8 protein-coding genes are annotated in these 9,663 nt (G+C 67.9%); all 8 read left to right on the top strand.

All coding sequences use genetic code 11. The features are described from left to right. The first annotated feature begins 912 nt into the window (after positions 1 to 912). The 8 genes from ACIA77_RS52120 to ACIA77_RS52085 all read left to right on the top strand — a co-directional run bounded on the left by ACIA77_RS52120 (position 913) and on the right by ACIA77_RS52085 (position 9,561). Positions 913 to 1,905: a YbhN family protein gene (locus ACIA77_RS52120; protein WP_395893697.1), complete on the top strand. Its 993-nt coding sequence runs from the start codon at positions 913 to 915 to the stop codon at positions 1,903 to 1,905. Between the two features lie 789 nt (positions 1,906 to 2,694). After that, entirely contained in the window at positions 2,695 to 3,861 is a 1,167-nt protein-coding gene (locus ACIA77_RS52115) for a ribose-phosphate diphosphokinase (RefSeq protein WP_395893696.1), read from the top strand. A 56-nt stretch (positions 3,862 to 3,917) separates the two neighbouring features. Then, entirely contained in the window at positions 3,918 to 5,174 is a 1,257-nt protein-coding gene (locus ACIA77_RS52110) for an acyltransferase (protein WP_395893695.1), read from the top strand. Between the two features lie 94 nt (positions 5,175 to 5,268). Then, positions 5,269 to 5,478, top strand: a complete 210-nt coding sequence (locus tag ACIA77_RS52105) for a hypothetical protein (RefSeq protein WP_395893694.1) — start codon at positions 5,269 to 5,271, stop codon at positions 5,476 to 5,478. A 102-nt stretch (positions 5,479 to 5,580) separates the two neighbouring features. Further along, positions 5,581 to 7,584, top strand: a complete 2,004-nt coding sequence (ftsH, locus tag ACIA77_RS52100; RefSeq protein WP_395893693.1) for an ATP-dependent zinc metalloprotease FtsH — start codon at positions 5,581 to 5,583, stop codon at positions 7,582 to 7,584. A 318-nt stretch (positions 7,585 to 7,902) separates the two neighbouring features. Further along, complete coding sequence (locus ACIA77_RS52095) at positions 7,903 to 8,385, top strand: adenosine-specific kinase (protein WP_395893692.1); 483 nt, start codon at positions 7,903 to 7,905, stop codon at positions 8,383 to 8,385. Positions 8,386 to 8,471: 86 nt separating this feature from the next. Beyond that, a complete protein-coding gene (locus ACIA77_RS52090) occupies positions 8,472 to 8,735 on the top strand; it encodes a helix-turn-helix domain-containing protein (RefSeq protein ID WP_395893691.1) in 264 nt (87 codons plus the stop codon). Between the two features lie 64 nt (positions 8,736 to 8,799). Beyond that, positions 8,800 to 9,561: an IS630 family transposase gene (locus ACIA77_RS52085; RefSeq protein ID WP_395893690.1), complete on the top strand. Its 762-nt coding sequence runs from the start codon at positions 8,800 to 8,802 to the stop codon at positions 9,559 to 9,561. Positions 9,562 to 9,663 lie beyond the last annotated feature (102 nt).

The following is a 9,663-nucleotide window of genomic DNA, read 5'->3' as shown; positions in this document are numbered from 1 at the left end:
GACGTAGCCGGACAGCGCGCACAGGAACTCGTATTCCCGATCCTGATCGCCGGTGAGAATGCGGGTCACGGCGTCGTTCCTCCGTCCGTCCCCCATCTCAGTCCGATGCGCTCGGGCAGGACCACCATTCGTACCTACTGCCGGTCCGCCTCACCCCAGCACACCTCGCCCGACCGGTGCGCCGCTGCGGCCGGACGGCCCGCGTCCGGGTGACGAACGACCTCAGCGGCATCCAGCGAGTCGGCGTGGCGGCGGTGAGCACCACTGGGAGCAGCGCCACGACGAGGAGGTGCTCGCCGATCAGTAGTTGTGCAGTAGCACCACCAGCAAGCTAGACCGTGACGAGTCACCGTGTACCGGGCTGAGGACCAAGGACCCGGAACGGATAGGCGGTCGGGGCACTGACGTAGGACCCGGGCTAAAAGACCTAGGGCCCTACCCGGCGGCCCAGCGGCACCAGCAAGCTGGAAACGACGGGCGAGCGGACGCACCGCGCACCCGGTGCAGCCGCGCTTTCACGAGAACGAGCGGACTTCCGCGGTGTGCCGTGTTCGCTCGCGTGGTGTGGTGTTCGACGATCCGTTTGACGAGTCTGGTGTGCGTGCTCGGCATCCCCGCCACGGCTGAGTTCGCTATCGCCGCGACGGCACTGGCACTCGCCTCGCTCGTCTGGGTATGCGCTGCAACGTGCGAGAGACGACCGGCGAGACGAATGCCGCTCCGAGAATCACCGAGGCTCGGACAGCGCCAGTCGCGAGTAGACGCGTTCCGCAACACTGTCGGGCCGTTGGCCCAGCGGGGCGAGTTTCCGCCGGTGTGCCGTGAATCTGGTGAGGGCGTGTGACCGGCGATCGGAGGCAGGTGCACAGGCGTCAGGAGCGTGGTCGCGTCAATCGACGGATCACCCTAGACGTGCTCCTGGCCATCACGGGAATCGGTGTCGCGGTCTGGCGACTGGCACCGACTTTGGCGAGCGTTGACGATCTCCCCGCGCGGTTCGCCGCGCTGCGTTGGCCGTGGTTGATATTCGCGATCGTTCTCGCGGTGGCATCACTGGTCGCATACGGTGAACTGCATCGTCGCCTCCTCGGCTGCGTCGGCGTGGGCGTGCGTGGAAGCACGGTGCAAGCGGTCAACTTCGTCGGCAACGCGATGGCTCAGACGTTGCCATCGGCGGGAGCGACCGTCGGCGTCGCATACATGGTCGCCGCACTGCGGGGGCGGGGTGTCGATACGGCGGTGTCGTTGTGGTCGACCGCGATGGCCGCGGTGCTGTCGGCGACAGTGCTCGTCGTGCTCGCCCCAGCCCTACTGTTCGGGGTGGGTCTTCTCGCCTGGCCGGCAGCGCTCGCCGTCTCAGTGTTGCTCGCGGCGATCAGCATGGTGGTGTGGAAGCAGTTGCGCCGGCCTGCCGCGCTGCACTGGATCGCGCATCGGCTCGTCGTGCTGGGCCGGCACCTGCCTGTGATCCGTAATCAGCGCTGGGTCCGGGTCGAGCCGAGCCCGCTTGACGAGGTGTTGGGCCGCGTGGCCCGGCTCCGTCCTCCGATACGTACATGGCCATGCTTGATCGGATGGGCGCTAGCCAGCTGGGTGTTGGATTACCTGGCGCTCGCGGCGAGCGTCACGGCGAGCGCAGGCACGGTGCCGTGGTCTGCGGTGGCGGTCGGTTACCTAGCCGTTCAGGCGAGCATCGGCGTTCAGCTCACACCGGCGGGCGCCGGTCCCGCAGAGACCGGCTTGCTCGCGGCACTGGCCGCCGGTGGGATCACGGCTTCCGCAGCCGCGATCGCAATCGTGGTCTTCCGGAGCATTACCTGGCTAGGACTCACCGCTGTCGGCTGGATCGTTTTCGCCATCACCGCGACTGGCCGTAACATGCGGCGTCGCAACCGTCCGGCATGAAGTCTCGTTCGCGCCAAAGTATGCCGCCGGCAGTCGGCCGGTGGTTTGCCGCTCCTCCACACCACAGGAGTGAGCCGAGTGCTCAAGCCCGATCCACACGTGGTGCAATACGGCCGTAAGCGTCGTTGTCACCGATGCATGACCTGACGGTTCAGCGTCTCTCCGAGGCCGTGCGCAGCGCTAATCCGCATCGGCAGAGCCGGTGGTCGCAGCACCGCGACTCGGCCGAGTCCAACTCGTCCCGGGCCGGCCACGCCGCCTCCTGCGCGAGGGCGGCGCTATCCGGGAGCTGATCCTTCGAAGGCGCGCCGTTCTGCGGTAGGAACCATCCGACGGACGGCGCTCAGGTTCAGCACAGTCAGCGACAGTTGATGCAGCACCCCTGCACGCAGCACGCCGCGGCCACGCGACCACCGCAGGCTCGACTCCGTCAACTCCGCCGACCGGCGTTCCCTGAGTCCACAACCTCCCGGAGGTTCGCCGAGAAGCGGGAACAGTTCACCGACTCCCGCTTGGCGACGGTGGCGGCCATCTTGGCCTCCGCGTGCCCTTGGAGGGGCGTGTTCGGCTTGGCGTGGCGTCCGGGCAACCACGGCCTCGAACGATGTCACGTCGAAGGTGGCCGGCGTCGTGTCCTGGCGCCGTACCTGCGTCGGCTACGACCGGTTGTCTCGCGCTGAACCCATCCGGCGAGCGTTAGCACCGGACGGCCTCGGTATCGGGGTTGTAGGTCACTAGCGTGCGGAGCCAACGCCGGGTCACCGTGCCGGTATGTGGTGGTTGGGCTGCGTGACCGGCGTCGAGATGGTGAAGGCGTGTGCGGTGTGCGCCGGCTGCGGTACCGAGGGCTTCCGCCATCACCTCGTGGCCGGGTGGCTACGGTCCGTGATGCACGCGCCCGGGGATTTCCGGACGGTTGCCGGCGAGCGGCCAGAGCCCGGGAGTGCGTCGTCGGGCGTACGAGAAGTTCGGCTCGGCGCTGATGGCGAAGCTGTGGACAGCCGTCGCGGAAGTCGGTCCGGTGTGATGGCCGAGTTGCGCGTCGTTCCGGGCACGGCCAACGAGCCCCTCGCGGGCAAGCTCACGGCGGCCCTGGGACGGAAATGCTCTCCCTGCGTGGTGGAACGGTTTCCCGATGGCGAGCTGCGGCCGGTGGTCGACGATGCGCGGGGCGCGGATGTGTACGTGGTGGAGCCGACCGGCCCGGAAGTCAACGAGCACGTGGTCGAGTTGTTGCTGCTGCTGGATGCGTGCCGGAGGGCCGGCGCCGGACGGGTGACGGCTGTCGTGCCCTACTTCGGGTATGCGAGGCAGGATCGCCGGGGCCAGGAAGGCCAGGCGGTCGGGGCCAGAGTGCTGGCCGATGCGCTGGCCACCGCGGGAGCGCAACGGCTGGTCGTCGTGGATCCGCGCACCGCCGCGCTGGAGGCGATGTGCGCCATCCCTGTCGAGATGGTGACCGCGGTGCCCGTACTGGCCCGTGCATTGCCGCGGCGCCCGGGCCGGGGCGTGGTCGTGGTTGCTCCCGACCTGGGTGCGGTGAAACTCGCCGGACATTACGCGTCGTTGCTCGACGGCTCGGTGGCCGTGGTGTGCAAGCACCGGGTCAGTGGGTCGCGGGTGCGTGCCGGGGACGTCCTCGGCACGCTCGACGACCGGCCGATGGTCATCGTGGACGACATGATCAGCACCGGCGCGACCATTGAGGCCGCCGTGCACGCGTTCACCGAGCGCGTGGCCCGGCCAGACCTTGTCGTGGCGGCCACCCATGGCCCCCTTGTCGCCAGCGCAGGCGAACTCCTGCGGCGTCTTCCCCTGCAGGGGGTGCTGGCCACCGACAGTGTGACGCCATCCGTCCCCTCGCTCACGGTCTGCTCGATCGCACCATTGCTCGCCGACGTGATCGGCAGGCTGCACAACGACCAGCCGTTGACCGACCTGCTCCTGCGCACCTGATTCCGGGATGCGAGATGAGCACGCCAGCCGTCCGGACCCCGCCCCGCGAACCGGCCGTGGACCTCTACCGGGTGGTCGCGGTGGTCATCGTCGTAGCCGGCCATTGGCTTGCCGCGTCGGTGACCTTTCGGGGCGGGCGCTTCGGTGACCAGAACGTGCTGGCCGGGATGCCCTGGACGCAGTGGCTGACCCTGCTGTTCCAGGTGATCCCGGTCTTCTTCCTGGTCGCGGGGTACGCCAACGCGGCGTCGTGGTCGGGCTGGGACGGCGGATGGCAGGGTTGGCTGAGGCATCGGCTCACCGCTGTGCTCGCGCCGACCACGGTGTACGTGGGGGTGATGCTGGCCACCGTCGCTGCGCTCCAGTGGTCTGCGGTCGACCCTTCGCAGCTGGCGTTCGGTGCCTGGGCGGTGGCGATGCACCTGTGGTTCCTGCCGGTCTACTTGCTGCTGGTCTCGGCGACGCCGCTGGCGGTCGCGGCGCATCGGCGTTGGGGCTGGGTGGTGCCGGTCGGGCTGGTTCTGACGGTCGGCGCTGTCGACATCGCCGTGCTGGCAGGAGGGCTGCCGGCGACCGGGGCGCTGAACTACCTGTTGGGCTGGGCCGCGGTCTACCAGGTTGGGATCGCCTGGTTCGCCGGTGCGCTGCGCGGGTGGCGCCCGGCTCTCCTGGCCGCCGTGTCGGGGGTCGGGCTGGTGTTCCTGATCTGGCTCGGGCGCTATCCGCTGAGCATGGTCGGTGTGCCCGGGCAAGCCGTCCGCAACACCTCGCCGCCCAACATCGCCCTGCTCGCCTTCAGCGCGGCGCAAGCCGGCCTGCTGGTGGTGGCGGCGCCGGCGGTCAACGCCAGGCTGCGCCGGCTATCCCGGCCACACGCGTTGGCCACCGCGAACAGCACCGCGATGGCGCTTTACCTGTGGCACATGGTCCCGGTCGTCCTCGTCGCGATCGCCGTCTACCCGATCGGGCTGCTGCCACAATCTGCTCTGGGATCGGCAGCCTGGTGGATGACCAGGTTCCCATGGCTGGGTGCTCTGGCGCTCGTGACAGCCGTTCTGCTGCTGCTGTCGGTACGGGTGCGGGCCCGCCTCGCCCGGTGCGCAGCAACTCTCACGAGACGGGTGTCAATCCGCCCGTCCGGGCCGATGCTCCTGGCCGGAGCCGGGATGTCGGCGCTGGGACTGGTCCGGTTCGCGGTGGACGGGTTCGCGCCCGACGGACGGTTTCCCGCAGTGACCGCTGTGCTCTTCGCCGTCGGCGTGGTGCTCGGAACGTGCGCGCGTGCGCAGTCGAGCAAGCAGGCTGCTCAGTGAAGTGGACGATCGCCTTCGAATCGGTGCACCACCACGGACTTGCGTGGGGCTGTGGTGCTGGCGCACCGGGCCGGCCGGGAGGGTCCGTGCCCTCTTGCGCCCGGACCTCGGGCTCTCGTCCTGCGCCGCGGAGGACCTGTGCCAGGGGCGCGACGCCGAGGACACCGCCGCCGTGCACGAGCGCGGCACCGTCGGGAAACGGCCGGCGACGCCGGCCGGCGTTCCGGAGTGCGCCGTCGGTCGTCGCGTCGCGTGGTCCTGCCGCGGCGACGCCACCAAGCACACGACGAGCCCGACACCGTGAGCGCTCGCCGCTCAAAGGCCCCCAGCACCAGGGTCTTTCGGCACTCGTCCCCGCACCCCCGACGCGGTTTCCTGTGGCGAGCCGTGTCTGGAAGGAACCGTCATGTCGCGTGCGGCCAGGTCTGGTCCGCCTCCGAATCCGGTGAAGAAGCCGGAGCCCTCGCAGCCTCCTGCGTGGCGGGGCTGGGGATTCCTGATCGCCCTGGTGCTGCTGATGCTGGCTTTGTTCCTGCCCAGAATGCTGACCAAAACACCACCTACTCCCGAAGTGTCGTTCACCGAGTTGCTGGCCAGGGTGGACGCCGGTCAGGTCAAAGCGGTGGAGGTCGACGACAAGGGCACGCTGACCGGAACTTTGAAGGATGGGTCGCGATTCACGAGCCAACTCCCGACTGCGTTGAGTGATCCGCGACTCGACCAGAAGCTCCAGGCTCGGAACGTCGAGGTCACCGGCAGGAAAACCGAGTCGGCGTCGGTCTGGCCGACGCTGCTGGTCGGTCTGGTGCCCCTGGTGCTCATCATGGCGCTGGTCTGGAGCGGCCGGAAAGAGCAGGGGTCACTGGTCGGCGGAATGGGCGGTTTCGGCCGTTCGAAAGCGAAGATCATCGAGGCTGAGCGACCTGTCACCCGGTTCGCCGACGTCGCCGGCTACGAGGGCGTCAAGCAGGAGATCGGCGAGGTCGTCGACTTCCTGCGCGATCCCGCCCGCTACGCCGCTGCCGGCGCGAAGGGACCTCGTGGTGTCATCATGGTCGGGCCGCCAGGCACGGGAAAAACCCTGATCGCGCGGGCCGTCGCCGGTGAAGCCAGTGTGCCGTTCCTGTCCGTCACCGGTTCGGCGTTCGTGGAGATGTTCGTGGGCGTCGGAGCGTCACGGGTCCGTGACCTGTTCACCGAAGCCCGGGACCGGGCACCTTCGATCATCTTCATCGACGAGATCGACGCCGTCGGGAGCCGCCGCGGCACCAGCGGATTCGGCGGGCACGACGAGCGGGAACAGACCCTGAACCAGCTACTGTCCGAAATGGATGGATTCGACCAGAGCAGCGGGATCGTCGTGCTGGCCGCCACCAACCGACCGGAGACGCTGGACGCTGCGCTGCTGCGGCCGGGCAGGTTCGACCGTCACGTGACCGTGCCGCTGCCCAACCAGGCCGAACGGGCCGCCATCCTCGCCGTGCACGCTGCGAACAAGCGCTTGGGCCCGGACGTGGACCTGACGGTGATCGCCCGCGGCACACCGGGCTTCTCCGGCGCCGACCTGGCCAACCTGCTCAACGAAGGCGCGATTAACGCCGTGCGTGAGAACCGAACCACCATCGACTCCGGCGACCTGGCAGCGGCCCGCGACCGCATCCTGCTCGGCCGCCGGGAAACCTCGAACGCCCTGCTACCGGAGGAACGGCACTCCGTCGCCGTCCACGAATCCGGGCACGCGCTGGTGGCGGCTCTCTGCGAGTACGCCGACCCGGTCGCTAAAGTCACCATCCTGCCCGCCGGCATGACCTTGGGCGCCACCGAACAGCTTCCGGAAGCCGAACGCCATCTCTACAGCGAGGCACACCTGCTGGACGCCCTCGCTGTCAGACTGGGCGGCCGTGCGGCCGAACTCGTTGTCTTCGAACAAGGCTCGACCGGTGCCGCGAACGACCTGTCCGGTGCCACCGAACTCGCCACCAAGATGGTCACAGAGTTCGGCCTCTCGCCCGTGCTCGGGCCGATCGGCTATCCGCCCACGGAAGCGGCTCATCTACCCGACGCCCTTTCCGACGCGGCGCACCGCCATTCCGAGCAGACCCAGCGCATCGTCGACCAAGAGGTCGCACGGCTGCTCAGGGAAGCGGAGAACCGCGCGGTACACATGCTGACCGAACACCGCAACGCACTGGACTGGCTCACCCGGCAACTGATCGACCACGAAACCGTCGACGGCAGCGCTGTCCTCGACGCGCTTGCCAACCACAGCCAAGATGCCGCGGCGCTACCGCACGAGGAGGAACGAGCGAGCGTCGGACGCGAACCAGTTGCCGACAGAAATGGCCGCCTCGTCCGGCGTGAAGGCGATGGCGTTGCCGAGCCTGCTCATGCACCTGCGCGCCGCCCTTGAGCTCACCCGGGCGCTCCGGGCGATGCGCGGAACGATTCGGTTCGGATCTGCCCAGCAACGCCGGCTCGGCTCGTGAGGCCCGGCGGCCCACCACGGCCGCACGGATCCCAATGGAGCCAGTTCTCCGGTCGATCGCGTGAAGCCAACAGAGCGCCGTGTTCGTGCCTGCAATTCTGCCGCTCCGCGCCCGCCACCTCTGCGCGCTGCGGCGGCCAGGGCAACTCGATGTCCTCCAACCTGCCGCCAGGACTTCCTGACCCGCGTCAGTGGTCTTTGTACTCTCGCGGACGGCCCCGTTGTCCAGGCGAGAATTGGGGCATGGACGTCCAGGTGCTGGCGATCGACAAACCCGAAGGTCTCAACGTCATCCTCGGCCAGGCACATTTCATCAAGACCGTGGAGGACCTGCACGAGGCACTCGCCGGAACGAGCCCGCACCTGAAGTTCGGCTTCGCGTTCTGCGAGGCGTCAGGACCGCGCCTCGTGCGGTATTCCGGTAACGAACCAGAACTGGTGGAACTGGCTACGAAGAACGCGCAGGAGATAGCCGCAGGGCATTCGTTCATCGTGTTCCTCCGCGAGGGTTACCCCCTCAACGTCCTCAACGCGATCAAACAAGTTCCAGAGGTCTGTGGCATCCTCTGCGCCACAGCGAATCCCGTCGAGGTACTCATCGCCGAAACCGCACTCGGTCGCGCAATCCTCGGCGTCGTCGATGGATCGCCCAGCCTTGGCGTGGAGAACCCAGCTGACCAAGACGACCGGAAATCACTGCTTCGGACGCTCGGCTACAAGCTCTAGTGCCTCGGCAAGGAAGGTTGGCGTTGTAATCGTGTCGCGTGGACAGCGAAGCTGGTGACCGCGAGGCTTACCGCTGGAGGTGAGTCATGGCACGTACGCCTGGGGTGTTCGCGCGGTCGTTGGAGCCCGAAGAAGCGCAGCGGCTGGTCAAGATCACCAGGTCGACCCGGGATCGGGTGCGGCTGCGACGGTCCGGGATCGTGCTGGCCTCGGTACAGGGCCGGTCCGCGCGAGAGATCGCCGCGATGTTCGCGTCCACGGAGGGGTATGTGCGCGAGGTGATCCACGCGTTCAACGACTCCGGGTTCGCGGCGTTGTCCCCAAAATGGAGGGGCGGCCGACCAGCTTAAGTTCGGGCCGGCCGCCCGTGATCAGATCTGCCGCATCGCTGCCTGCAAACCGACCGAGCTGGGATTGCCGTTCACGACCTGGAGCCTGGCCAAGCTGGTCGACTACCTCGCCGAGCACGCCTGGATCAGGGCGAGCACCGAAACCGTCCGGAAGATCCTGCGCGAGGAGGGCGTGTCCTGGCAGTCGACGAAGACCTGGAAAGCGAGCAAGGACCCGGACTTTGTGGCCAAGAAGGCCCGCATCCTCGACTTCTACGATCACCCGCCCGCCGACGGACGGGTGATCTGTGTCGACGAGTTCGGGCCGCTGAACCTGCAGCCCCGTCCCGGTCGCGGCTGGTTCCCTCGCGGCCGACCGGCCCGCCTGCGCGCGACCTACACCCGCACTGGCGGGGTCCGGCACATGTTCGCCGCGCTCGACCTGGCCTCCGGGCAGATGTTCTACCGGTTCCGTGACCGCAAGCGCTGGCCGCAGTTCCTCGACTTCTGCAAGCAGCTGCGCCGTCGCTTCCCGGCCGGGAAGCTTTACCTGGTCTGTGACAACTACGGACCCCACGGCAAGGCCGAGGTAGTCACGTGGTGCGAGGCCAACGACATCGAGCTGGTTTACACGCCCACCAACGCCTCGTGGTTGAACTGGATCGAGTGCGAGTTCACCGCGGTCCGCTACTTCACCCTCGACGGCAGCGACTATCCCAACCACGCTGCCCAGGAGACAGCGATCGCCGGCTACCTGCGCTGGCGAAACCGCCACTGCCACCCGAAACGCCACTTCGCCGTCAACTCCAAGATCCGCCGCCCGGATTACCTTCCCAACGTTGCTTGATACGGCACTAAGTGATGTCTCGTAACTGATGCTGTTGTTGGTGTTGCTGGGTGTTGCGGTCAGCCAGCGAGGAGGATGTTGTGCAAGTGTGCGATTCCGGAG

Source organism: Amycolatopsis sp. NPDC051903, assembly GCF_044452505.1.
Taxonomy (GTDB): Bacteria; Actinomycetota; Actinomycetes; order Mycobacteriales; family Pseudonocardiaceae; genus Amycolatopsis.
This window is presented reverse-complemented; position numbering and strand designations above follow the sequence as displayed.